We start from the raw sequence: 25,103 nt of genomic DNA, 5'->3' as shown, positions 1-25,103 counted from the left end.
TTCGCTGCCGCGCAGGCAGCTAAGAAAGTGATCTCATGGCGGAAAATACGGGTGAGGCGGTTCGCTGCCGCGCAGGCAGCTAAGAAATCTGATTTTGCTAGCTCGAAACTGACGCGCAAGTTCGCTGCCGCGCAGGCAGCTAAGAAAAGGTATCGGCCAGCAGATCCAGCTCGTCGCAGGTTCGCTGCCGCGTAGGCAGCTAAGAAACGACACGCGAAACGACCGTGACGACCGCGAGCGCACTGCCTAATAGACAGTTAAGAAGGTTTCCTCGTTGCCGATAAACATACTGTTGGATTAATGGCTCGTCAGCAGATAAGGCGCTTGAGCACACTGAACGCGGCATCTTTCAGCGGCCATTTTTTACCTTGGCTTTAGTCTGCAAAGCGATCTTCTGCTCTATCTGACACTGGCGCTTGCCAGTTTTGAGCAAGTTCGGGTAGTTTGGCTCCCGGGGGAAACCGGGGACTATGAAAGATGGAAGACCTCGCGCCGAGTGATCTTAAGACGATCCTGCATTCGAAACGCGCGAATCTGTATTACCTTCAGCATTGCCGCGTGCTCGTTAAAGGTGGTCGGGTCGAATACGTCACCGACGAAGGCCGCGAATCCAAGTACTGGAACATACCGATCGCAAATACGACATCGATCTTGCTCGGCACGGGCACGTCGATTACGCAAGCTGCGATGCGCGAATTGGCCAAGGCCGGGGTTCTGGTGGGGTTCTGCGGTGGCGGTGGCACGCCATTATTTTCTGCCACCGAAGTCGATGTTGACGTCGCTTGGCTGACGCCGCAAAGCGAATACCGACCGACCGAATATCTACAACAATGGGTTCGCTTCTGGTTCGATGACACCCTACGCCTTGAAGCCGCGCGTGCCTTTCAGCACTCGCGTCTGGCGACCATTCGTGCCCTATGGACAACCGACCGTGCCCTACATGACGCGGGCTTCAACGTCGAGTCGGCACGGCTTGAAAAAGCTCTGGACCAGCAAGCCCAGGCTATAGAGCAGGCACAAGAAACCAACGAACTGCTGACGCAGGAAGCCCGCCTCACGCGAACGCTATTCAAACTCGCCACGCAAAGCGTCGACTACGGTGAATTCACTCGAGCCAAACGCGGCAGTGGTACTGATCCGGCCAACCGCTTTCTGGATCATGGCAACTACCTGGCTTATGGTCTGGCGGCGACTGCCTGCTGGGTACTCGGCCTGCCGCACGGGCTGGCAGTGCTGCATGGCAAGACGCGACGTGGCGGCCTGGTCTTCGACGTCGCCGATTTGGTCAAGGATGGCGTCATTCTCCCGCAGGCCTTCATCTCTGCTGTACGCGGTGATGAGGAACAGGAATTTCGCCAAGCCTGCATCGAACGACTGACCCAAGTCGAAGCGCTCGACGGCATGATCGATACCCTCAAGCGTGTAGCCGACGACATGGCACGCAGGGCAGCCGCCGCGTGAATATCCTGCTCGTCTCCCAGTGCCGCAAGAACGCACTGAAAGAAACGCGCCGTATTCTCGATCAATTCGCCGAACGCCGTGGCGAGCGCACTTGGCAGACGCCGATCACGAAAGCAGGTCTGGATACGCTGCGGCGGATGCTGCGCAAGAATGCCCGCAAGAACACGGCCGTGGCCTGCCATTGGATTCGCGGGCGTGATCACAGCGAATTGCTATGGGTGGTCGGCGACGCATCACGCTTTAATTTCCGTGGGGCGGTGCCAACCAGTTCCACCCGCAACAACATCCTTCGCAAAGCAGACGAAAACGACTGGCATACGCTGACCGATATCCACCTGGTTACAAGCCTTGCCGCCCTCTTCCACGATTTCGGCAAAGCCTGCCGAGCTTTTCAGGAGAAGCTCACCGGCAACAACACTGAGCGTAATCGCTACCGGCACGAATGGATTTCGCTGCGGCTGTTCCAGGCATTCGTGGGCAACGATGACGATACGGGGTGGTTGAACCGGCTGCTCAAACCCGACGATATCGATGAACAGGCTTGGCTGAATAGCGTCGTCAAAGATGGACAGAACACGCCGAAGCCTCTTCCCATGACCGGCTTACCGCCGATTGCCCGGTTCGTCGCCTGGCTGATCCTGACCCATCACCGGCTGCCCGTTCATCCCAGCTACGACGCAAACGACGAACAGCAACGCATCGGCCGCAAGGCCCGCTCCATCAACGCTGAGTCCTTACCCACGCTGCCCGACGGCATTACAGCAGCCTGGAACGAGATCGACGCTCCGGCGGATGCCGGCATTATCAAACCGTACTGGCAATTCCCCGAAGGGCTACCAACACGCAGCGAGGCTTGGCAAAAACGAGCCAAGCGTCTTGCGCGCCAAGCCTTGGCGCGCTGGCCAACAGACCGTGGCATAGGGCTCGATAATCTATTCACGGTCCATGTTGCACGGCTATGCCTCATGCTCGCCGACCATCATTACTCGAGCTTGAGCGGTCACGCACACACCCGCCCCACATCAGGCGATAAAGCGTTTCCTTTATTCGCCAATACCGACAAAACCGGCGCCCTCGGACAAAGACTCGACGACCATCTACTTGGCGTGACGCGCGAAGTCGGCGAGATCGCGCATCGATTGCCCGACATGGTCACCGCCCTGCCCCGCATCGCGCGCCACAAGGGTTTCCGCCGACGCAGCGCGAACGCAAGATTCCGCTGGCAGGATCGCGCATTCGACCTGTCCGGCTCGCTCCGCGAGCGGAGCCAAAAGTACGGTTTTTTCGGTGTCAACATGGCCTCTACCGGCTGCGGCAAGACCCTGGCAAATGGCCGCATCTGTTATGCCCTCGCCGATCCCGATCGCGGGACACGATTCACGATCGCACTCGGCCTGCGTACGCTCACTCTCCAGACCGGCGAGGCGTATCGCCGCGATCTCAATCTATCCAGCGATCACCTGGCCGTCCGAGTCGGCGGACAAGCTACGCGGGCCTTATACGAACAGCGCCAAGCTGAGCTGGACGCCCGTGGGTCGAGTTCGGCCGAGCCCTTGCTGGATACGGACAGCTACGTCCATTTCGATGGGCAGATCGATCAACACCCGCTGCTCTCGAAAGTCGTCGAATCGCCACACGCTCGATCGCTGATTACGGCGCCTATTCTCGTATGCACCATAGACCACCTGATGCCAGCCACGGAGAGCCTGCGCGGCGGTCAGCAGATCGCGCCGATGCTCCGGCTGATGGGCGCCGATCTCATTCTCGACGAGCCCGATGATTTCGGCATGGAAGATATGCCGGCATTGACTCGCCTGGTTTATTGGGCCGGCCTGCTGGGCTCGCGTGTCGTCCTCTCCTCGGCCACGCTACCGCCAGCCATGGTCGAAGGCCTGTTTCGTGCCTATCGGGCCGGCCGTGCGGAATTCCAGAAAAACCGCGGCGAACCGGGCCAAGCGCTGGATATCTGTTGCGCTTGGTTCGATGAGCACGCTCATCGCCACCGCGACTGCCCGGATACCGATACTTTTCGCAGCAGCCACAGCGAATTTGCCGAGCAGCGCTCTCAGAAGCTAGCCAACGATACGGTACGTCGCCGCGCAGAAATTGCCAGGGTCACCACACCCCGCAAGCGCAGCGCGCTGCCCCGCCACTTCGCGGAACAATTGCTTGCCCATGCGCTGACCCTGCATGGGCGCCATTGCGAGGCCGATCCCGAAACTGGTCGCCGGGTGAGCTTCGGATTGATCCGCATGGCCAATATCGGCCCGCTATTCGATCTCGCCCGGGCGCTGTATCAAATCGACGCGCCGGCCGACTGTCGTATGCATCTATGCGTCTATCACTCGCAGTTTCCGCTACTGTCGCGCTCGGCGATCGAGCAACGGCTCGATACCGTCCTCGATCGGCGTATCCCCGAGGCGGTCTACCAACTGCCTGATATTCGCGAACGCCTCGATACCGCGACCGAGGCTGACCAGCTATTTATCGTGCTCGGCTCCCCGGTGACCGAAGTCGGCCGCGACCACGACTACGATTGGGCCATAGTCGAGCCCTCGTCGATGCGCTCGATTATCCAGCTCGCCGGGCGCGTGCGGCGACATCGTTTTGGGCCGATCGATACGCCCAACGTGGTTCTGTTGAACCGTAACTGGAAAGCGATTACCGGCTTCCCGAACCAACCGGTATTCCGACGCCCGGGGTTTGAAAATGGCGACTATCAGCTCACCAGCCACGCGTTGGAAGATCTGCTGCGCCCGGAGGAATATCAAGTCATCGATTCGCGTCCGCGCCTGACGGCTCGTGAACCACTGACGCCCAATCGCAGTCTCGTCGATCTGGAACATGCGCGGCTGGCAAACACCATGCTCACGCCTCAACCCGCCCCGATTTCGAATGCTTCGGCGCAGCCCAAGCCGCAAGGAAGACGCCGTCGATCGACGCCAAAGCAACCACCGCTGGCGGCCTACAGCAGCTATACCCGATCCGATCTATGGCTGACCGGTTTGCTGCCACAGCAACAGCGTTTCCGGGAACAACACGGCGCCCAGATCGAACTCGCCCTCCTCCCCACCGAGGACGAAACTGATTACCGGCTCGTACGCAGCGAACCGCAGAAAAAAGGACTACCGATCGAGACTGAGATCGAAGCGCGCTTGAACGAACGGGTCTGCGACACCGAACTACAGGCCGAACGAATCTCGCCTTGGGCTAGCGTGGATTATCTAACGGAGCTCGAACGCCTGGCCGAGGACCGGGATATGGACCTCGACCAGTGCGCACGCACGTTTGGAACACTGGAGCTGGCTTACGACGAAGATTCAGGTCGGGGCTGGAGAACCCATCCACTATTGGGGTTCCGAAAATATAGTAGCGACTAGCTGCCTACGCGGCAGCAAAATTTATAGCTAAAGCAATAAGAAGCTTTGCTGAGCAACCTCAACGGCTGCAAGCCAACAGCGTACCTCAAAAACCTCATAGCCTCTAAAGCAATAATAAGCTGGTTTACTTTTCCAGAATAACCTGCTTAACTAGATTCCGGTGGCGCTGCTACGCCACCGGTTTGAGTCAGCGAGCAAGGTTAGCCCGCAACCGAATCCACCGGTTCGATGTGGATAAAGAGGTCCGCGCCATGTTTGGCAAATATGCCGTTAGAAGATAAGCACCACCTGAACATGAGGCGCGGTACACCCGCTGCTTCGCGCCTCATGTTGCCATAAAAAGTTAGCTGAATGGGGGAACTAAGAGGCAATGCAGTCAGCTCAACCACATACGAGCAACCTTCGATCGACGATAAGTCAATTTCTTGAGGAGCGTTTCAAAGCAAAAACCGAAAAACTCGCAACTGACGATCCCAAATACGAAAAACTGGTCGCGCAATTCGATTATGACAACTGGCTAGCCGATGCGGCCCGCCGTGTTGGCCAGCTACAAGTCGTCACGCACTCACTCAAACCGATCCATCCGGACGCCAAAGGCTCCAGCCTCTACGCCCCGCCGGATGGCGAGCCCGCGGGACAAACAGTCGGCACCCACACACTGGACGCACAGTTCACGGTGGATGTCGTTGGCAACGCGGCGGCACTCGACGTATTCAAGTTCCTCAAACTGGAATACGACGGCCGCACCCTGCTCGAGCTCCTGGAGAATGGGGATCCAGATCTAGCCACTGCACTCAGCGATAACCCGGAAACGGCAGATCGGCTGATGCAGGATTTTGCCACCATCACGCAACCGGCCGGCCGTTATGCGTCACATACCCGCGGGAAGCAGCTTTACTGGCTCGTCGGCGACGACCCTTCGGTCGAAGCCGATTTTCACCTTCTAGCTCCGCTGTACGCCACATCCCTGGCGCATCGGGTGTTCCGCATAATCAATAACGATCGTTTTTCAGAAGACGCCAAGGCCGCACGCGATGCCCGTCGCAAGGATGAGCCGTCGGAGCATGGCTACTGTGACTATCCGGGGCTTGCCATTCAGCGGTTCGGCGGCAGCAAGCCACAGAACATTTCGCAATTGAACAGCGAGCGCGGCGGTAACAGTTATCTGCTGGGTAGCGCTCCGCCAACCTGGCGTTCGCGCCAGGTCTCGCCCATCCGGGCTGCTTCCGCGTTTTCTGCCTTTGGCCGGCGGCCTGCTGTTGGCCGCAATCTACGCGCGCTGGGGCAGCTGCTCGCCGCCGTCCCCGATCCAAATATGGGTACCCGAGACCGGCGTGATGAATTGACGGCTGCTCTAGTCGACGAGCTCATCGTTTTTACCAGCGAGATGCAGCAACTCGAACCAGGGTGGACCAACGACTGGCACTGCCGGCTTGCATCAGCACACCAGTATTGGCTCGACCCCTATCGCGCCCGCACCGATGCCGAATTTCGCGCCGAAATGGAAGCAGCGGATTGGCTCACAACCGTCTGTGAGGACTTTAGCCGTTGGCTCAACAGTCGGCTGGAACGTTACTGGAAACTTCCCATGGGCGACCCGGAACACCGGCATTTTACGGCTTCGGCAGCTAAAGACCGCAACGTCGCAACGCTCGCGGCCACCTACAAAGAGTGGCAAGACAAGCTACAGAAAGAACTGGCCGGCCTGGAGGAGGTGATCGGCCATGAATAAAGCACAAACTCTGCTCGTCCTGCCGCGCTTGCGCGTACAGAACGCCAACGCGATCTCTAGCCCGATGACCTGGGGGTTCCCAGCCATGAGTGCGTTCGTCGGCTTCATGCATGCATTGGAGCGTGGTTTGCCGGATGAACTATTACTCGAATTTCAAAGCGTGGGCGTGATCTGCCACTGGCACGATATTCAATCGTCCTCGGCCGGCTATAACCTGCAGCAGTTCCATCTCACGCGAAACCCCGTCGGCAAGGACGGTAAGACCGCGGCTATCGCAGAAGAAGGCCGGATGCACCTGGAGATCTCGCTGGTCTTCTCGGTGTCGGGCGATAACTGCTCGGGCAGCCACAACGAACGCCAAGCCATCGCCGACGACATTTACGAGTTCGTGCATGGCATGCGTATCGCCGGCGGCAGTGTTCTGGTCGACGGGCGAACCGATCGCGGCCCTGCCCCCTCGCTAACGCCCATGCCGGACGATAGCGACGAATACGAACAGACCTTCCAGCGCCTGCGGCGCGGTCTTCTGCCCGGCTTTGCGCTCGTGCTCAACGAACCAGCCTTGCACGACCGGCTTGCCGAACTGCGCGAACAAAATGAAGCCGCTTCGCTACTGGATGCCTGGCTGGATTTCGCCCGGCTTCATCACGACTACCGCACCGACGAATCAGGAGATACCGGCCACTGGGAAATCCGCAGCCGACCCGGCTGGCATGTACCAATTCCCGTGGGCTACGGCGCTCTGGGCGAATTACATGCGCCGGGCGAAGTGGCCAATGCCCGCGATACGACGACACCGTTTCGGTTCGTCGAAAGCCTGTATTCCATCGGCCAATGGATCAGCCCGCATCGCCTACAGCGCCCGGAAGCCTTGCTCTGGTACATCGATAACGAGCTGGACCCGGGCAGCTACCGACTGAACAACGACTACGCCAACCAACGCCAATCCTGAGGGGGATTCACCATGGCCAAGAAAGACGAACTCAAAGCATCTGTACTCGCTTTCGATCGCAAGCTCGATCCATCCGATGGGCTTTTTTACGCAGGCCCTTGGTCCGAACGTAACGCGTCCAACCAGTGGCCCGCTGTCACCATTCGCGAAAAATCGGTCCGCGGCACGATCTCCAACCGTTTGAAGACCAAAGATCAGGACCCAGCCAAGCTGGATGCAGCAATCGAGAATCCAAACCTGCAGACTGTCGACGTCGCCAACCTGCCGCACGACGCCGATACGTTAAAAGTGCATTTCACGCTGCGCGTCCTGGGCGGTGCCGGCAAACCGTCGGCCTGTAACAACGCCAATTACGAAACCAAACTGGCCGAAGCCGTATCGGGGTATGTCGACGAACACGGATTCGCCACTCTGGCCGCTCGCTACGCCCATAATCTAGCCAACGGCCGCTTTCTTTGGCGCAACCGGTTGGTCGCCGAAGATATCGAAGTTCAGATCCGGCAGTTTTCGAAGGGCGAGCAGCAAAACGAATGGGTATTCGACGCCCAGACGCTTGGTCTGCGTGATTTCGCAGCCGACGGCGAAAACCAAGCCAAACTCGACTCGCTTGCTCAGGTCATCGCCAGCGGTCTCGCCGGTGATCGCTATATTCTTCTAGACATCACGGCCTTCGCGCGTGTCGGCGCAGGCCAGGAAGTCTTTCCATCCCAGGAGCTGATACTCGATCGCAGCCGCGGCGACAAATCCAAGACGCTGTACGACGTCGACAAAGTGGCCGCCATGCATTCGCAGAAAATCGGCAATGCGCTTCGCACGGTCGATACTTGGTATCCCGAGGCCGCCGAAAAAGATTTGGGGCCGATTGCCGTCGAACCCTACGGCTCCGTCACGACACAGGGCACGGCCTATCGTCAGCCGAAAGCCAAGATGGACTTCTACAGCCTGCTCGATAACTGGATGGCAAACGACGCCAAACCGGACCCCGAACAACAGCACTTCGTAATGGCCACACTCATCCGCGGCGGCGTATTCGGGGAGGCCGATTGACCATGACGCATTATCTGGATATCCGCCTGCGGCCGGATCCGGAATTTCCGGCCCCCATGCTCATGGGCGCGCTCTATAGCAAGCTGCATCGTGCTCTGGCGGAACTCGAAGCCGATGATATTGGTATCAGCCTGCCCGAGCACAAAACCGGGGTGCGAGCCCGCACTCCGGGCGAAATCTTGCGTCTACACGGGCAGCCCGAACGCCTGGAACAGCTCATAGCGAACAACTGGCTCAAGGGGATGCACGATCATATCGAGATCAGTCCGATCGAACCGATCCCTGGCAATGCTGAATATCGCATCGTTCGTCGGCGGCAATTCAAGACCAATGCCGAACGGCTTCGCCGCCGCCGGATGCGCCGTCACAATGAAAGCGAGCAAACAGCCCAAGAGCGCGTGCCTGATAGTGTCGAGCAACAGGTATCGCTACCTTTCGTACAGGTGCGCAGCGGTAGCACCGGTCAGCGGTTCAGCCTGTTCATAGAACATGGCCGAAAGCGCACCGAACCTATACCTGGCTCATTCAACACGTATGGCCTAAGTAGCGAAGCTACCGTGCCGTGGTTTTAACCCTTTTTAGGAGGCGCTGAATGTGCCTCCTAAAATCAGATAGTTACATATCCTTAGTAGAAAAGGGTTGAACGACCTCAAAAACGAACCGGTCTTTAAAAATCAGTCGCTTATAATATTTATACTCTAGTTCGCTGCCGCGTAGGCAGCTAAGAAAGCTGTCATCTAAAGAGCATTACATCAACCCGAGTTCGCTGCCGCGTAGGCAGCTAAGAAATGCCTAAATAGCTACTCCGCCGCCGTCGGGGCGTTCGCTGCCGCGTAGGCAGCTAAGAAACGGCCGCGGTCGATGGCCGCGAGCAAAGATTTTGTTCGCTGCCGCGTAGGCAGCTAAGAAAGAAAGCTACCCGCCGGCACCGGCGCCGAAGTGGTTCGCTGCCGCGTAGGCAGCTAAGAAAGGCGATTCTCGTAACGTCGAACACGATCAACCGTTCGCTGCCGCGTAGGCAGCTAAGAAACACGCAAAAAGCGGCTCCGGCCCAGGCCGAGGGTTCGCTGCCGCGTAGGCAGCTAAGAAACATCCCATAGGACAATCCGCTTTTCGGATGCCGTTCGCTGCCGCGTAGGCAGCTAAGAAACCGAACATCCCTCTCGACCGCGGGCGCATCGTGTTCGCTGCCGCGTAGGCAGCTAAGAAATCAGGCTACCGGCGACTGGACCGGCGCGTCGTGTTCGCTGCCGCGTAGGCAGCTAAGAAAAGCCCATCGAGGCGCAAGTCGGCTGGCAGACCGTTCGCTGCCGCGTAGGCAGCTAAGAAAGCGCCGAGCAATCCGGCAACCAGTGCCGGCAAGTTCGCTGCCGCGTAGGCAGCTAAGAAATCAAAAAACGCAAATAATGCCGAGTCGGCCCAGTTCGCTGCCGCGTAGGCAGCTAAGAAATTAGCGGCGGCATAGATATGCTGGGCCATTTCGTTCGCTGCCGCGTAGGCAGCTAAGAAATATGCGGCGTTTCGGCGTGTCGAAACAACGACGTTCGCTGCCGCGTAGGCAGCTAAGAAAGTGCAGATCGACCAGCCGGTCGCGAATCGCATGTTCGCTGCCGCGTAGGCAGCTAAGAAAATCGTGACGCGCGTCACGGTCGCCGGGTTGCTGTTCGCTGCCGCGTAGGCAGCTAAGAAAAATGAGTGGATCAAGATGCGTCCGCAGATGGCGTTCGCTGCCGCGTAGGCAGCTAAGAAAGTCGTCGCCGGTCAGCAGTTGCTTGGCCTTCGGTTCGCTGCCGCGTAGGCAGCTAAGAAACAACAGGTTCGGCACGACCGGATCGACGCCGCGTTCGCTGCCGCGTAGGCAGCTAAGAAAAATAGCAAGTAAGACGATAGGGACAGACGGAGGTTCGCTGCCGCGTAGGCAGCTAAGAAATTTGAGACAATCGAACTTCCCCGTGCTAGCACGTTCGCTGCCGCGTAGGCAGCTAAGAAAAGAGGGGCAGACCATGAGCAACCGCATCACCAGTTCGCTGCCGCGTAGGCAGCTAAGAAAAGCCGATTGGCCGCCTCGGCAGCCGGGCAAACGTTCGCTGCCGCGTAGGCAGCTAAGAAAATGATCAGGTAAACGCCAAACTGCTCAAGGCGGTTCGCTGCCGCGTAGGCAGCTAAGAAATTGAAGTATTCGAAGATGAATGAAAGGACAACGTTCGCTGCCGCGTAGGCAGCTAAGAAAACATGCCAGAGCATGATGTAGTAGCAACCGTTGTTCGCTGCCGCGTAGGCAGCTAAGAAATTGTCCGCAAACGAACAGGTCAACGCCGACCTGTTCGCTGCCGCGTAGGCAGCTAAGAAAGCGCGCGCCAGATCCGCCACAACGGAGACCCGGTTCGCTGCCGCGTAGGCAGCTAAGAAATGGCGCCACGTGACGGCGAACAGCGCGATCCCGTTCGCTGCCGCGTAGGCAGCTAAGAAATCAACGCCTCGAACGTGGCCACCACGATCCGCGTTCGCTGCCGCGTAGGCAGCTAAGAAAAGGGCCGCCGACAGCAGCACGCCGCCGCATATGTTCGCTGCCGCGTAGGCAGCTAAGAAATCCTGCATGAATGGGGGCCTTAGACGGGGTTTGTTCGCTGCCGCGTAGGCAGCTAAGAAATCGCGGCAATGATTGCCACGAAATTTAGGGAGGTTCGCTGCCGCGTAGGCAGCTAAGAAAAAAACCCTTTAGACACAAGGGTTTGTCGCGGCGTTCGCTGCCGCGTAGGCAGCTAAGAAAGGTCAACACGCGCCAGCCCTACGACCTGCAATGTTCGCTGCCGCGTAGGCAGCTAAGAAAAGCGTCAGCGGGTCCGGATCCGGCGCCTGGGTGTTCGCTGCCGCGTAGGCAGCTAAGAAACAGCACGGCGCCCATGGCGATAGCCATTGTCAGTTCGCTGCCGCGTAGGCAGCTAAGAAATTGACCGATCGCGAGCTGATCCATATACGCGGGTTCGCTGCCGCGTAGGCAGCTAAGAAATTGTCGTGGCTGGCCTCGGCCACCGCGAAGAAGTTCGCTGCCGCGTAGGCAGCTAAGAAAGCTGTATGCGCTCGCCAATGTGGGCCCTGCGCGTTCGCTGCCGCGTAGGCAGCTAAGAAAATCTGCCACCCCCTCGGCATACGTCGGGCCGCGTTCGCTGCCGCGTAGGCAGCTAAGAAAGTCTCGCCCGGGTGGCGTAGCGGCTCGCCCATGTTCGCTGCCGCGTAGGCAGCTAAGAAAGCCGTGTTGGCGTTCGGGTCGGCCGTGCTCGTGTTCGCTGCCGCGTAGGCAGCTAAGAAAAAGCGCACCACGCGCAAGACCAAGGCGAAGGAGTTCGCTGCCGCGTAGGCAGCTAAGAAATGAACAAGCGGGCGGCATCTACGCCGCGATCGTGTTCGCTGCCGCGTAGGCAGCTAAGAAAAGTATGACGTCGCTGGATAGCGTGACCATTTGGTTCGCTGCCGCGTAGGCAGCTAAGAAAAGTGCATCCCAGAAGGGTTGTCGGCGATTTGGGTTCGCTGCCGCGTAGGCAGCTAAGAAAGCCAGCGGGGAGCGTCAGCGCCAGCAGCAGATGTTCGCTGCCGCGTAGGCAGCTAAGAAAGCTACCGGTCAATATCGCGGGGCAGACGTTGCGTTCGCTGCCGCGTAGGCAGCTAAGAAAAGGACGTCCTCGGTAGCTGCACGCCGGAAGTGGTTCGCTGCCGCGTAGGCAGCTAAGAAATTGAATAACACGCCGCTCCTGGTGATCTCGCTGTTCGCTGCCGCGTAGGCAGCTAAGAAACAACGGCATCCTCGCCGGCAAGGGTTCGCACAGTTCGCTGCCGCGTAGGCAGCTAAGAAAAAGATAGGTGTGGATCATCCACGGCGGATCGATGTTCGCTGCCGCGTAGGCAGCTAAGAAATTGTTATCAGGCCCCTTAACCAGCTGCGATAGGTTCGCTGCCGCGTAGGCAGCTAAGAAACGCTGACGCCGTGCACCCCGAGCGCAACAACAGTTCGCTGCCGCGTAGGCAGCTAAGAAAAAATGGGCACCCCCTCAAGTGGTCAACGTGATGTTCGCTGCCGCGTAGGCAGCTAAGAAATACAAACTGGACCAGATCGCCCGCGGACCAAAGTTCGCTGCCGCGTAGGCAGCTAAGAAAAACGATGCCGAGGCCGGCGAGGGCGGCGAGACGTTCGCTGCCGCGTAGGCAGCTAAGAAAACCGACTCGGATACCAAAGGCAAGGTCGAGGCGTTCGCTGCCGCGTAGGCAGCTAAGAAAAAAAGGGGCCCGCTGCGCCGCCGGGTTCGGCCGTTCGCTGCCGCGTAGGCAGCTAAGAAAAATGCCACAGCCGCGCGCCGTGGCGGCCTTGAGTTCGCTGCCGCGTAGGCAGCTAAGAAATGCCAATGCGTCACCTACATCCGCCGCACCGGGTTCGCTGCCGCGTAGGCAGCTAAGAAAATCGGGTCATCGACGTGATTCATCGGCCGGGCGTTCGCTGCCGCGTAGGCAGCTAAGAAACAGGGATGCCGGCCGCCGATCGCCCGGCCCAGGTTCGCTGCCGCGTAGGCAGCTAAGAAATGGGTGAGATAGCCGAGGGCGGCGCGGCCGAGGTTCGCTGCCGCGTAGGCAGCTAAGAAAGAGAACGCCACTGGAGCACGATCGAAGCCGTCGTTCGCTGCCGCGTAGGCAGCTAAGAAACGGATGGCGTAGCGGCTCGCCCATTTCCTCTTGTTCGCTGCCGCGTAGGCAGCTAAGAAAGATTGTGAGCTTTGCAGAGGCCGGCAACTGGGGTTCGCTGCCGCGTAGGCAGCCAACTCAGGCATTCAGTTTATGCTCGGCTTTTCACCCCGCCAGCATTTCCTCGTCGTTCAGATTGAGCCCAACCGCGACGGTCAGCGCCTGGGCGAGGCACATGGAGGCAGTGAGTGAACGGAAGTTATGCAGTTCGGCGTCGTGTACTTCGAGGCAGACGGTGGCGTGGGCGGCGACCGGGCTGAGCGGGCTGTCGGTAAGTACGACCACGGGGGTGCCCTGCTCGGTGGCGATGCGGATGGTCTCGGCGGTTTCTTCGGCGTAGGGATGAAACGACACAGCGAACAGCACGTCGTTCGGGCGCAGGCGCGCGGCCTGTTGCGAGAGCATGCCGCCGAGGCCGTCGAGCAGGCAGGCGTTGGCCTTAATCTGGCTGAGTGCGTAGGCCATGTAGGTGACTACCGGAAACGAACGGCGCTGGCCGCATAGATAGACGCACTCGGCATCGGCCATGATCCGGGCGGCCTTGGCGAGTGGCTCGGCATCGATTTCGTCGGCCAGATGGTCGAGCGCCATGCGATTGGCCTGGCAGAACTGGCGCAGGATGCCCTGCGGCGTCAGCGCCTGGGTTTCGCTTTCTTCTTCGCGGCGCAGTCGACGCAGCCGCTCGCTGTAGCTGGAGGCGGTCTCGGCCAGCCGGGTTTGATAGACGCGCTGCAGCTCGGAGAAGCCGGAATAACCGAATGCCTTGGCGAAACGAATGATCGCAGACGGCTGTACGCCGGCCCGCTCGGCGATCACGGCCGTGGTTTCCAGCGCCATATCGTTGGGATGGTCGACCGCGAACTGGGCGATCTGCTGCAGCCGTTTACTCAGGCTTTTGTATTCGGCCAGTATGCGGCGCTGCAGATCGGACGGTGTTTCCGGTGCCTCTTGACTCATGTGTGGGTCGATCCCTGTTGGTTTTGTGATTCGACACGCCTATGGCGTGCGCCCCCTGGCTCGGTATTTTCTGAAATAACCGCGTATTCAATCAAATAATTGTTCTATTTCTGTTCTATCGACGGCGCCACAAACCCCTATTAGACCGCCCTATTACGGCTATAGAACGTTCTTGTGTCTGGCTTTTCCATGCCAACGTACTATCGATTTGTACTGGTTATTTCGATCGCTGCGGACCATTACATATTCCATGGTGTAACGATCACCGCGCGGCTGGTATCGGCCTCGGCGGCTTGCCCGTGGCGCCGAAAGTGCAGGATATGCCGGAGCGCCCGGGCGGCATCGGCATACAGATCGTGGTCGACGACGGCATCGAGGCGGCCGGCACGCAGCAGGCGGCGGTTCTCGGCATCGAGATCGTGGCCCACGAACGCATAACGCCGGTCTCCGGCGTCTTCCAAGGCACGGATCAGGCCGCGGTTGCCGCCGCCCATGCTGTAGATGCCGCCGATAACACCGTGCCGGGCGCGCTCGGCCCGGGCCAATTCGTAGGTGGCGTGGTCGAGACCATAACCGCCGTCGATGGTCACGATCCTATGCTGCGGGCAGTGCTGGGCCATGAAATCGGCAAAGCCGTGCCAGCGATCCTGCTCGCCGTGGAAGTCGCGGCTGCCGAGGTTGGCCAGCACGGTTGCGCTCTGCGAGGCTAGAAAACGCGACAATAAAAAAGCCGCGGTACGCCCGGCGGCTTCGTTGTCGATACCGACATAGGCAATGCGCCCTGCCGTGCGGATATCGGTAGCGAACGTGACCACAGGAATACCGCGGCCGCGTAGTGCCTCGACCGCTGCGGCTACGGCCGGATGGTCGGGCGCTTTGAGCACGATGCCCTGGGTGGTTTGAGGCTCGATCGCCTCGAGCCGGCGGACGATCGCATCAACGTGCATGCGCTCATCGGCATGAAACCGCGGCGCGATGCGCAGCGGCGCCCGGTCGGCAGCGGCAGCCACGAACGCCTGGCGCACGGCCCGGCTGAATCGCTCGGGGCTGTTCAGAATCACTTCGATGGCCAGGCCGCGGCCGGCCGGAATACCGGCCTCGGCTTGTTCGTCGAGTTCGCGAATCGCTGCTGCGACCCGCGACCGGGTTTGTGCATGGACATGGGCACGGCCGTGGCGTACCCGATCCACCGTCGCCAGGCTTACGCCGGCCTGGGCCGCGATCTGCTTAACGGTGAATCGATGCGCCATGGCCGACCGCGCCGCAGCCGCTCAACTGGCCTGGCGGCGTTCGAGTTGGGCCGCCAATTGCGACTCGAAGCTCACGGCGTCGAGCTGTTCGCCGACCGCGCGGATCAACAATTCGCACTGCGTCTCCGGCGCCAGGCCGGCAGTTGGCTGGTCGCGATCGAGGTTGGTGGGAAAACCATAGCCTTCGGCCGTGGCCTTGGCCGCGCGTACCACCGTCGCGTGCGCCCCGCCTTGTTCGCGTTGGCAAAGCTCGGAGTAGATCGCCCGGCACATGCGTTCACGATCGAGAATCCCCATGGCCCGGCCAAAGGCCGATGAAACCTGCAGCAGATTGGCCATACGCCGGATATCGGCCGAATGATTGGTGCCCGCGGCATGAAACAGCGCCGGGTTGAAAAATACGGCATCGCCCGCGGCCAGCGGCAGCTGAACGTGGTGCTCGGTGAAGTAACGCTGGAACTCAGGTTTGGAGGCCGCCAAAAAGCCGTGCTCATAGCGCTGGGAATACGGCAGGTACAACGTCGGCCCGCTTTCCAGTGGCATGTCGCAATGGGCGACCGCGCCCTGCAGGGTGAGCTGGGAGGCAAAACGATGCACATGCGCCGGGAAGCGCTCGGCCTGCTCGGTCGACATGAAGCCCAGATGATAGTCGCGATGCGCGCTCTGGGCCTGGCCGCCGGGATTGACAACGTTCAGATCGGAGGTGACCTGGTACATCGGGCCCAGCCAGGCTTCGCAGATCAGCTCCAGCGCTGGGTTGGCATAGTAGTCGACGTAAGCCGCCGGGTCGCGTTCGGCCAGTTTCTGCTGGACCCGCCAAACGCGATCGTTGGCCCCCGGCTTGGCGAAATGGTCGCCGCCGGCCACGCCGGCTTCGCGTTGTTCGGCGATCATATCGTTAAAGCAGTCGGTGGTCTTGGCGATGCTGTGGGCATCGAAGGCGCCGCTGAACACGATAATGCCGGGCCCATCGAGCAGTGCCTCGGCCATTTCGGCCTGTAGCGCCTGGCGCTGCGCGGCGCTCAGCTCGGTAATGCTGCGGCCGTCGTAGACCGGCACGTCCTTTTCGATCCGCTGGGCCAGCGGGTAATCCTCCGGCCGGGTCGTACTGGCCATGCTGGCCACGAAATCCTCGAGACGGCAGTCGTCGGCGCTCAGCCAGACGCGCTCGGACGGTGTTGTTTTCTGGGTTTGGTCTTGGGCCAGCATGGTGATCTCCTCTTTCGCTGGGCGGCTTTGTTGTGAGCTTTGATTATTCGGGCCGGGCCAGTTGCCCGACAACGCCAAACCACCTCAAAAACACCTCAACGCTCGACGCGGTGGTCGAGCCTCAAGCACGCCGTACGAACTATGCGCTCGCCACCAAAAAGGGCGCCCAGAGGGCGCCCTAACCAATCATCGCTGCATCTCGTGCTCAAGGGCATCGAGTCCGGCGCCCCCGGCCATCTGGAAGATGAGATCGTCGAGCGATAGATCCTCGCGCGGGGCATCCAGATCCATCTGGCCCCGGCTGAGAACGACGAAGTGGTCGCCGACCAAGTAGGCGTGATGCGGGTTATGGGTGATAAAGATCACGCCCACGCCGTGTTCGCGTGCGGCCGAAGCAATGTACTTGAGCACCAAGCCGGACTGGTGCACACCGAGTGCCGCGGTCGGCTCATCCAGAATCAGCACGCGGGCGCCAAAATGGATCGCCCGGGCGATTGCCACCACCTGCTTCTGGCCGCCCGAAAGCGTGCCGACATGCTGTTCCATATCCTCCAGCTCGATGCCCATCTTGCGCAGGGCTTCGTCGGTTTCGGAACACATCGTATCTCGGTCCATACGGGTGAACGGCCAAGCGCCTTTGGTCATTTCCGAGCCAAGGAAGAAATTCCGCCAGACCGGCATCAACGGCACCAACGCCAGATTTTGGTAGACCGCTGCAATCCCCAGATCGAGTGCTTCGCGGGGCGAGCCGAACTTCATCGGCTTGCCATCGACCCGGTATTCGCCGGAGGAATGCTCGGTCAGGCCGGCGATCACGCTGATCAGGGTCGATTTGCCGGCGCCGTTATCGCCCAGGATACAGGTGACTTCGCCCTGTTTGACCTTGAGGCTGACGTCGGCCAGTGCGTGCACGTTGCCATAGTTCTTGCCAACGCCTTCGAGTTCGATGATCGGGTTGCTGTCGCTCATTTTATTTCCCCTGCGAGGCGCGGGTTCGGATCCAGGTATTTACGACGGTCGCCAGCAGCAGCATCGCGCCTACGAAGAACATGAACCAGTCGGAATCCCAGCCGGCATAGATCACCCCTTCGGTGGTCATGCCGAAGATGAAGGCGCCCAGCGCCGAGCCGACCGCCGAGCCGTAGCCACCGGTCAGCAGACAGCCGCCAACCACCGAGGCCGCGATATACAGCAGCTCGTTGCCCACGCCGGCGCCAGATTGCACCGTGTTGTAGGCGAACAGCATGTGCATCGCCAGAAACCACACGCAGAAGCCCACGCCCATGAACAGCGCGATCTTCATGCCGCGTACCGGCACGCCCACGGCGCGCGCAGCCTCTGGGTCGCCGCCGACCGCGAAAATCCAGTTACCGATCTTGGTCCGCAGCAGCAGCCAGGTCGCGAACAGCACCAGCACGACCCAATAGACGACAGCGATGCTGATATCCAGACTGCCGAGCGGGATGTCCGAAGCGAATACGGCATGGGCGCTATCGAAGCCCGTCATGCCGCTGATGTCACCGGTGGCCACGTCGCCAGTAATCAGCTTGGTCAGGGCGATATTCAGGCCCTGTAACATCAAGAATGTCGATAGGGTGACAAGAAAACTGTGTAGCTTGGTCTTGATCAACAACCAGCCATTGAGGGCGCCAAGCGCCAGCGAGAACACCAGGGCAAAGCCCACGCCCACCCAGAGATTATCTGCGACCTGGGTCGCGAACATAGAAGCCGCCAGCGACGAGCTGATCACAGCCACGCCCGGGGTCAGATCGAATTCGCCGCCGATCATCAGCAGCGAGACGCCGACCGCTGGAATACCCAGAATCGCGGCCTGGTAAAGCACGGTAGAAAACGCCGGCATCGTGCGAAACGGCGGCGCGACGATACAGAACAACACGAACACGAGGATGGCGCCGCCGAGCGCCCCCGCCTCCGGGCGTTTGAGGATCTTTTTCCAGAGCGGATCCTTGGAAATACGTTGCTGTTGTTTCTTGGGGGGCGCGCCGGCCTTATCGGTCGTGCCGGCGCCGCTCAGTGCGTCGTCGTCCATGGTAGCTGCCATCGGTTAGTCCTCCGAGGATGCCCCGGCGACCGAAAACGATCGCCGGGCGTCGAGAGCCTTCTCGCCTTCAGCGCGTACCGCGCTGGACGTATTTCATGACTCGATCGATATTCTTTTGAGTCACGAAGGCCGGGCCGGTCAGCACGGCATTGCCGCCGCCGAGCGTGTTGCCGTTGGTCTTGTTCAGCCACAGCAGGTCGATGGCTTCATAGCCCTGCAGATAGGGCTGCTGGTCGACCGCCCAGGCAACCTTGTTCTGCTTGATCAGCTTGGCGGTACGCGGGTTGAGGTCGAAGGTCACGACCTTGGCTTCGCTATGCGCCATCTTGACCGCGTCTGCGGCGACCGGCGCGAATGGGGCCCCCAGCGTGACGACCGTATCGATTTCCGGGTCCTGCATGAGCTTGGCCATGATGCGCGAACGCGCCTTGCTCATGTCGTAGCCTTCCAGATACAGCGTTTCCGAGTTGCCGTTAAAGGTTTCGGCAATGCCGTCACAACGTGCTGCCAGCTGCACCGCGCCCTGCTGCTGGTTCACACACAGCTCTTTCTTGGCGCCTTCGTCGTTGAGCCGCTTACCGACGGCGTTGCCGGCCAGCGTTTCGTCCTGGCCGACGTACATCGGAATGTCCATCGACTTCCAAGTCGCAAAACCGGAATTCACGCCCACTACCGGGATACCGGCGTTCAAGGCTTCCTTGAGCAGCGGCCGCATGGCATCGGGGAACGCCAGCGTGAGCGCGATGCCATCCACGTTCTGGTTGATCACGTTCTTGAGCTTGGCCGCCTGCTTGTCCGGCGAGTCGCCGCGCAGATAGACCAGTTCGGCGCCTACGTTATTCGCAGCGTCGGTCGCGCCCTTGCGCACCAGATCCCAGAACGTATCGCCCGGCTGGGCATGGGTGATCAGCGCGAACTTTAGGTTCTTGTCGTTATCCGCCGCCGAGGCCACGCCGGCCATGCCAACACTCGCCGCCCCGAGAACCAGGGCGGCCGCGATCAGACGCATGCGTCTACGGCCCTTCATGAACAATCGCATATCGGTCTCCTCCTTGGTGAAGCTTTTTTGGCGCCGCCGGATATACCGCTGGGCGCACTTTTAATCGAGGCGATGCACGACGCGATCAGCCGAGCATGCCCTTGCCATGACAATGATGGAACACATATATCATCGCAATAGTTTTTGAAATTTTCACGCTAATCCATTGGTCGCATGATGGCCGGCCCTGCTGCGAAAAGCCCAAGCTGCCAGGGTGTTGCGACGCACTTTGCCAGGATTCGACCCACGCCCCAGGGCCTTGTTGATGTTTTGTCCGAGCGCCGCGTTAAAGACTGCACATCGTGCCCTGTACGGCGCGAGTCGCCGGCTTTGGGCGTACCACGCGCCAAGATCACAACGCCGCGGGGCGATTTGCTGCCCAACCCTTCGGGACAAGCACTGTTTGGCAGCAAGACAAGGCCTAGCGAAGGCCTAGCAAACGTGGCGTCGTCGGCCTAGGCGAGCGGGCTATAACGTGAGATTGCCGCACAACAGCGCCTGGCGCGGACTGGTACGCAACATCGACAGTCCCTAGGGCGGGTCTTTCAAGCCGAAAACGCCGTGCATACCGGAAGGCGATCTATGGGCTGTGCGCGTCCAGCGCCTATAGCGCTCGCAGCACAGTTTCGGGCCCGCAGCAGCCCAGATCATTGGTAACCGCACGGACCAACGGGCCGGGCACCGGCCCGGGCGGCCACAGTGTACTGCGGCTGGCCGCGAAGCCACCCTGACTTAAAGCAGGGTCTGCTCAAAAGCCGCCGACCGGGATGGTTGCCCATACGGTCGGCGGCTCGGTCCGGTAGCGCCGATCAGGCGAAGCGGCTGCGGACGTAGCTTTCAAATTCTTCGAGCGATTTGCCTCGGGTTTCCGGCACGAAGACGATGGTGAAGATCAGGCCGAGCACCGAGATCGCCGAGAACATGAAAAACGTTGGGCCAACGCCCAGCGCCGCCACTACCGGCGGAAAGCCGAATGCCACCAGCGCATTGGCCAACCAGAGCACGAACACGCAGATGCCCATACTGAAACTGCGGATCTTGAGCGGAAAGATTTCAGACAGCATCAGCCAGACCAGTGGCCCGAGCGTGCCCTGCATCGAGAACACGAAGGCGACCACGAACACCAACACCAGATACGGCTTGATCGCGACATCGGGCATGAACATCGCCGACAGCCCGACCAGTACATGGAAGAACGCGATTAGGAAAAAGCCGCCAATCAGCATGGTACGCCGATCGATCTTGTTGATGAGCAGGATGCCCACGGTAATCCCGAGCACGCTGAACAGGCCGTTGAGGGTGTTGGCGATCACTGCCCCGTTGTTGGAAAAGCCCGAATTCTCCAGCAACTGGGTGCCGTAATACATGATCGCGTTGATGCCGGTGAACTGCTGGAAGATCCCCAGCACGGCACCGATGATGATCAACCGACGTACCCATGGCACGGTGAGATCCGACCAGCGCCCACAGCGGTTTTGCTGCTCTTTGTCGACCAACGAGTCGACTTCCGCGATCTCGGACTGGGCGCGCTCGGGCGAACGAATCTGTTTGAGCACGTCCAGGGCATCATCGCGGCGATTCTGCTCGGTCAACCAGCGCGGGCTTTCGGGCACTCGCAGCATGCCGATGAGCAGCGCGAACGCTGGCAGCACGCCCACCACCAGCATGAAGCGCCAGATGCCGGGGTAATCGCCCCAGACCGTCATGATCACGGCATTGATGATGAACGCCGCAAACTGGCCGGAGACGATCATGATTTCGTTGCGCGTGACCAGGCTACCGCGTCTTTCGGTTGGTGCGACCTCAGCCAGATAAACAGGCACGGTGGTCGAAGCCCCACCAACGGCCAACCCGAGAATAAAACGAAACGCCGATAGCACCTGCCAGCTGGGCGAAATCGCCTCGCCGAGCGTGCCGACGATGAACACGCTCGACAACAGCAGCAGCGTGAGGCGGCGGCCATACATGTCGGAGATCCGACCACAGATCGCAGCCCCAAAAGCGGCGCCGAAAATCAGAATACTGACAGTGAAACCCTGGGTGAGTGGGGTTAGGCCCAGATCGATTTTCATCGGGTTCACGGCGCCGTTGATCACGCCGGTGTCGTAGCCGAATAACAGCCCGCCGAACGTCGCGATGAACGCGATCATGCCCAGTCTGCGGTGATGAGAACCCGCGGGTCTGGAGGTGGTAGCCGCTCGGACCGAAGACGCTTGGGTATTCACTTTAAAAATTCCTCCTGGGCGATACGCCCGGCTGGTGCGATTGCGCATGTGCGGCAACCGATACAGGCCATTGCGACCGGCCGAAGCCGCCCGGCTTGCTGACGTTCGACCCCCGGCAACAGCCATTCCAGACGCTATTTCATAGGCCCCGAAAGCTACGTGACCCTTCTATATACGGTCAAATTATTTGTTTCATCATTTCGTATTATGGAATTTATTTTCCATAAATGATTTGATCGCTAGGCGACCAACGATACCGCTGCCGATGGCTTCGGCTGCGCGAGGCTTCCTTACGGAAACGAGGTGTTCTGCTCATGACTACAACACGAGTCGGCATATTTGGTGCCGGATATATCGCATCGGTGCATGCCGATATTCTCAGCCGTGACGATCGCGTAGAACTCGTCGGCGTGGCCGATATGCTCGAAGCGAATGCTGCCCGGCTGGCAGACCAGATCGGTGGCGCCCAAACCGGTGCCACTTTGGAAGATCTGTTTCGCATGGATGTCGATACGATCTATGTCACGACCCCAAACACCACCCATGTGGCCCCGGTGGTTGCCTGCCTGAACGAAGGGCTCAACGTGTTCTGCGAAAAGCCGATGGCGACCGACTTGGCCGGCGGTGAGCGTATCCGTAAAGCCGCACTGGCCTCGCGCGGGGTCTATAACCTGGGCATGAATCGCCGCTATGCCTATACCCACGACAAACTCAAGGCACTGATCGATGCCGGCGATCTCGAGCCCTACAACGCCCAGTTCAAGCTCAATCGCGGCGAGCTGTTACAACCGGCCTGGACTGCCGATCCAAGCAAGACCGGCGGCTTCCTCTACGAAACCACGATCCACCAGATCGATCTGCTGCAGTATCTGTTCGGCCCAATCGCGACCCTGCGCTGTGCTGCACGCCGTGCGATCTCGAGCGCCGAGTTCGACGACTTCTCGATGCTGTTCACATTCGAATCCGGCACCATCGCCACGCTGAGTTCCTCGGCGCATTCGGGCTGGAGTTTTCCCTTCGAACGGGTCGAAATCTACGGCCGCTATGCCACGGCAGCGACCGAAGAACTGGAACGGGTCCGCTATGCACTGGATCTTGAGCAGGTGGTCAGAACCGAGGACTACACGCATATCCCGTTCGCCGAAAAAGGCGGCTATGCCAAGGAAGACCGGCTGTTCATCGATGCCCTGCACAACGGCGGCCGCCCGCCCGTAGATGTCGACGAAGCCAGCGCGCTCAACCTGCTTCTGGCCGCCATCTACGAAAGCGCTCGCGAGCACAGGGAGATCGACTTCGCGGCTCGAGTCCGCGAAGCGATCGGCTAGCGCATGTCGACCCAGCACGCGGCCCGCATTCGATACCCGGCCATAACCAGCGCCGGGTGATAGACGAGTTATCGAAATCGGGCCGTACCGAGAATGCTGCCGGCCCCTTTCGATGCCACAGGTTCAGAGCGATCCATCCGGCTAGCGCTGTCGTAGCGAGCACGCGCCGGCCTGACAACATCGACCACCGACAGACCGGGCCGAACGGCGTATTCGAGCAGGCATTCGGCTGTGGCTCGAAAACCCGCTGGAGCGACAAGCCCCCGATCGGATACGAAAACCAGCCAAGCGTCTGCGGCCAATCAAGCCGGCGCCAACGGGAGCGACGCCAGAATCGGCGTCGCCTGGCGGGCGTTACGCGCCCGGGTAACGCCCGCCGTGGGCACGGCCTCGGCCGCCATCCAGGCGGCCGAGCCTGTGCCGAGCCAGTCAGGGCAAGCTTTTCAGCCCACTTTGCACCAGCGCCCGGCCTTGACCGATTCCAGGGCGGCATCGATCACGCGATGGACATACACCGCATCGGCGAAATCGGGCCAGAGGTCCGCTGTATCGCCGGTGATCGCTGCGATCATATCCCGCACTTCCACGGTGATCGTATCGTTATAACCGGTGCCGTGGCCGGGCGCCGGGCAAAAGTCGCCGTAGTCCGGATGGGCCGGGCCGATCGGGATCCGCCGAAAGCCCTGGGTTCGCGGATCATCTTGGCGGGAGTAGAACTGAATCTCGCTCAGGCGTTCCTGATCGAACACGATCGTGCCTTCGGTGCCGACCACTTCATAAGACAGGCCCATCTTGTGGCCGGTGCCCACCCGCGAGACATACAACGAGCCGGTCACCCCGTTTTCGAAGCGCACCAAAAGCTCGGCTTGATCGTCGTTTTCTACGGCAACGTGTTCGCCAGAGTCCGGGTCTGGGCGCTGGGTATGTACGATGCGGGTTTCGGCCATGACTTCGCGGATCGGCCCGAGCAGCCAGTGCGACATGCCGATGCAGTGTGAGCCGAGATCGCCCAGCGCCCCAGCTTCGCCTGCCTCGGCTTGGCGCATGCGCCAATCGATCGGCAGGTTCGGATCGGCCAGGAAATCCTCGACGTGCACACAGCGCAGCGACACGATCTCGCCGAGCGCGCCGTCGGCGATCAGCTGGCGCGCGAACTGGGATGCCGGGGTCTTGGGATAGTTGAGCCCGACCATGCAGACCACCCCGGCCTGCTCGGCCGCAGTCTGCATTTCCTTGGCTTCGTCGGTGGTCGAGGCCAGCGGTTTTTCGCAGAGCACATGCTTGCCGTTAGCGATCGCCTCCAAAACCATCTCTCGATGCGGCAGCGGCGCACAGACTGTGACCACATCGATATCCGGGTCGGTTACCAGCTGGCGCCAGTCGCCGGTATGACGGGCAAAGCCGAGCCGCTTCGCAGCGGCTGCCGCCGAGGCATCCGAACTGGTCGCGATCATGTCGGCGACCGGCCGAGTGTCCAGTCCGAATGTCGCACCGACCGAATGCAACGCCAGGGCATGGGCCTTGCCCATAAAACCCGCTCCGATGAGGCCAAAACGCAGTTCACGCGACATGCGCGTATCTCCTTGATTTAACGGATACGATCCAAAACGAATGCCAACTAGCCTAGGGTGTGTCGAAGTTTAGTGCGAGCCCGCGCCAAGGGCTGTTGGGCTGCCCAGCCGAGGCGGCGCGAATACGCCGTGGTTGTGCTACGTCCCTAAGCGGCAACACTG

The 25,103-nt window shown here is 60.3% G+C and carries 15 protein-coding genes and 2 CRISPR repeat arrays (1 of these 17 cut by a window edge); of the genes, 7 read left to right on the top strand and 8 right to left on the bottom strand.

The window, feature by feature from the left end; genetic code table 11:
• A CRISPR array of direct repeats spans positions 1-207; the repeat unit is 28 nt; unit sequence GTTCGCTGCCGCGTAGGCAGCTAAGAAA; it reaches 3,903 nt to the left of the window's first position.
• 270 nt (positions 208-477) lie between these two features.
• The 6 genes from cas1f (at position 478) to cas6f (ending at position 9,144) form a co-directional block, all read left to right on the top strand.
• On the top strand, positions 478-1,461 hold the full coding sequence (cas1f, locus tag V5738_RS06270; protein ID WP_423823564.1) for a type I-F CRISPR-associated endonuclease Cas1f: 984 nt from the start codon (positions 478-480) through the stop codon (positions 1,459-1,461).
• On the top strand, positions 1,458-4,841 hold the full coding sequence (gene cas3f, locus V5738_RS06265; RefSeq protein ID WP_423823563.1) for a type I-F CRISPR-associated helicase Cas3f: 3,384 nt from the start codon (positions 1,458-1,460) through the stop codon (positions 4,839-4,841). The genes cas1f and cas3f overlap by 4 nt, the downstream gene beginning before the upstream one ends.
• Before the next feature lie 370 nt (positions 4,842-5,211).
• Positions 5,212-6,573: a type I-F CRISPR-associated protein Csy1 gene (gene csy1 / locus V5738_RS06260; RefSeq protein ID WP_423823561.1), complete on the top strand. Its 1,362-nt coding sequence runs from the start codon at positions 5,212-5,214 to the stop codon at positions 6,571-6,573.
• Positions 6,566-7,525 (top strand): type I-F CRISPR-associated protein Csy2, encoded by a 960-nt coding sequence (gene csy2, locus V5738_RS06255; protein ID WP_423823560.1) that lies wholly within the window; start codon positions 6,566-6,568, stop codon positions 7,523-7,525. Before csy1 ends, csy2 begins: the two co-directional genes overlap by 8 nt.
• Positions 7,526-7,537: 12 nt before the next feature.
• Positions 7,538-8,572 carry a type I-F CRISPR-associated protein Csy3 gene (gene csy3, locus V5738_RS06250; protein ID WP_423823559.1) on the top strand — a complete coding sequence of 345 codons (1,035 nt, stop codon included), beginning with the start codon at positions 7,538-7,540 and terminating at the stop codon, positions 8,570-8,572.
• A 2-nt stretch (positions 8,573-8,574) separates the two neighbouring features.
• Positions 8,575-9,144 carry a type I-F CRISPR-associated endoribonuclease Cas6/Csy4 gene (gene cas6f, locus V5738_RS06245; protein ID WP_423823558.1) on the top strand — a complete coding sequence of 190 codons (570 nt, stop codon included), beginning with the start codon at positions 8,575-8,577 and terminating at the stop codon, positions 9,142-9,144.
• Between the two features lie 129 nt (positions 9,145-9,273).
• Positions 9,274-13,384: a CRISPR direct-repeat array (repeat unit 28 nt; unit sequence GTTCGCTGCCGCGTAGGCAGCTAAGAAA).
• A 24-nt stretch (positions 13,385-13,408) separates the two neighbouring features.
• Here cas6f and V5738_RS06240 read toward each other — a convergent pair.
• The 7 genes from V5738_RS06240 to V5738_RS06210 form a co-directional block, all read right to left on the bottom strand.
• A complete protein-coding gene (locus V5738_RS06240; RefSeq protein ID WP_423823557.1) occupies positions 13,409-14,260 on the bottom strand; it encodes a MurR/RpiR family transcriptional regulator in 852 nt (283 codons plus the stop codon).
• Positions 14,261-14,499: 239 nt separating this feature from the next.
• Positions 14,500-15,510: a LacI family DNA-binding transcriptional regulator gene (locus V5738_RS06235; protein WP_423823556.1), complete on the bottom strand. Its 1,011-nt coding sequence runs from the start codon at positions 15,508-15,510 to the stop codon at positions 14,500-14,502.
• Positions 15,511-15,531: 21 nt separating this feature from the next.
• Complete coding sequence (locus V5738_RS06230; protein ID WP_423823555.1) at positions 15,532-16,719, bottom strand: phytanoyl-CoA dioxygenase family protein; 1,188 nt, start codon at positions 16,717-16,719, stop codon at positions 15,532-15,534.
• 186 nt (positions 16,720-16,905) lie between these two features.
• Positions 16,906-17,688, bottom strand: coding sequence for an ATP-binding cassette domain-containing protein (locus tag V5738_RS06225; protein ID WP_423823554.1), 783 nt, complete (start codon positions 17,686-17,688; stop codon positions 16,906-16,908).
• A 1-nt stretch (position 17,689) separates the two neighbouring features.
• Positions 17,690-18,781, bottom strand: coding sequence for an ABC transporter permease (locus tag V5738_RS06220; RefSeq protein ID WP_423823553.1), 1,092 nt, complete (start codon positions 18,779-18,781; stop codon positions 17,690-17,692).
• Between the two features lie 67 nt (positions 18,782-18,848).
• Complete coding sequence (locus V5738_RS06215) at positions 18,849-19,820, bottom strand: substrate-binding domain-containing protein (RefSeq protein WP_423823552.1); 972 nt, start codon at positions 19,818-19,820, stop codon at positions 18,849-18,851.
• A gap of 809 nt (positions 19,821-20,629) precedes the next feature.
• Positions 20,630-22,093, bottom strand: a complete 1,464-nt coding sequence (locus V5738_RS06210; RefSeq protein WP_423823551.1) for a sugar porter family MFS transporter — start codon at positions 22,091-22,093, stop codon at positions 20,630-20,632.
• Positions 22,094-22,359: 266 nt separating this feature from the next.
• On the opposite strand from V5738_RS06210, the gene V5738_RS06205 reads away from it, so the two are divergent.
• Positions 22,360-23,370: a Gfo/Idh/MocA family protein gene (locus tag V5738_RS06205; RefSeq protein ID WP_423823550.1), complete on the top strand. Its 1,011-nt coding sequence runs from the start codon at positions 22,360-22,362 to the stop codon at positions 23,368-23,370.
• Between the two features lie 443 nt (positions 23,371-23,813).
• Here the strand turns inward: V5738_RS06205 and V5738_RS06200 are convergent, their stop codons facing one another.
• Positions 23,814-24,941, bottom strand: coding sequence for a Gfo/Idh/MocA family protein (locus V5738_RS06200; RefSeq protein ID WP_423823549.1), 1,128 nt, complete (start codon positions 24,939-24,941; stop codon positions 23,814-23,816).
• Between the last annotated feature and the right edge of the window lie 162 nt (positions 24,942-25,103).

This window comes from Salinisphaera sp. SPP-AMP-43, from assembly GCF_049568105.1.
Taxonomy (GTDB): domain Bacteria; phylum Pseudomonadota; class Gammaproteobacteria; order Nevskiales; family Salinisphaeraceae; genus Salinisphaera.
The sequence above is the reverse complement of the archived record's forward strand: the minus strand, read 5'-3'. Positions and strand labels throughout refer to the sequence as shown.

Excerpts from the sequence above, each read along its gene's own strand:
- csy2 (WP_423823560.1), top strand. The coding sequence starts at position 6,566 with ATGAATAAAGCACAAACTCTGCTCGTCCTGCCGCGCTTGCGCGTACAG.
- cas1f (WP_423823564.1), top strand. The coding sequence starts at position 478 with ATGGAAGACCTCGCGCCGAGTGATCTTAAGACGATCCTGCATTCGAAA.
- V5738_RS06235 (WP_423823556.1), bottom strand. The coding sequence starts at position 15,510 with ATGGCGCATCGATTCACCGTTAAGCAGATCGCGGCCCAGGCCGGCGTA.
- V5738_RS06210 (WP_423823551.1), bottom strand. The coding sequence starts at position 22,093 with ATGCGCAATCGCACCAGCCGGGCGTATCGCCCAGGAGGAATTTTTAAA.
- V5738_RS06215 (WP_423823552.1), bottom strand. The coding sequence starts at position 19,820 with ATGCGATTGTTCATGAAGGGCCGTAGACGCATGCGTCTGATCGCGGCC.
- V5738_RS06240 (WP_423823557.1), bottom strand. The coding sequence starts at position 14,260 with ATGAGTCAAGAGGCACCGGAAACACCGTCCGATCTGCAGCGCCGCATA.
- V5738_RS06220 (WP_423823553.1), bottom strand. The coding sequence starts at position 18,781 with ATGGCAGCTACCATGGACGACGACGCACTGAGCGGCGCCGGCACGACC.
- cas6f (WP_423823558.1), top strand. The coding sequence starts at position 8,575 with ATGACGCATTATCTGGATATCCGCCTGCGGCCGGATCCGGAATTTCCG.
- V5738_RS06225 (WP_423823554.1), bottom strand. The coding sequence starts at position 17,688 with ATGAGCGACAGCAACCCGATCATCGAACTCGAAGGCGTTGGCAAGAAC.
- csy3 (WP_423823559.1), top strand. The coding sequence starts at position 7,538 with ATGGCCAAGAAAGACGAACTCAAAGCATCTGTACTCGCTTTCGATCGC.
- csy1 (WP_423823561.1), top strand. The coding sequence starts at position 5,212 with ATGCAGTCAGCTCAACCACATACGAGCAACCTTCGATCGACGATAAGT.
- V5738_RS06200 (WP_423823549.1), bottom strand. The coding sequence starts at position 24,941 with ATGTCGCGTGAACTGCGTTTTGGCCTCATCGGAGCGGGTTTTATGGGC.
- V5738_RS06230 (WP_423823555.1), bottom strand. The coding sequence starts at position 16,719 with ATGCTGGCCCAAGACCAAACCCAGAAAACAACACCGTCCGAGCGCGTC.
- V5738_RS06205 (WP_423823550.1), top strand. The coding sequence starts at position 22,360 with ATGACTACAACACGAGTCGGCATATTTGGTGCCGGATATATCGCATCG.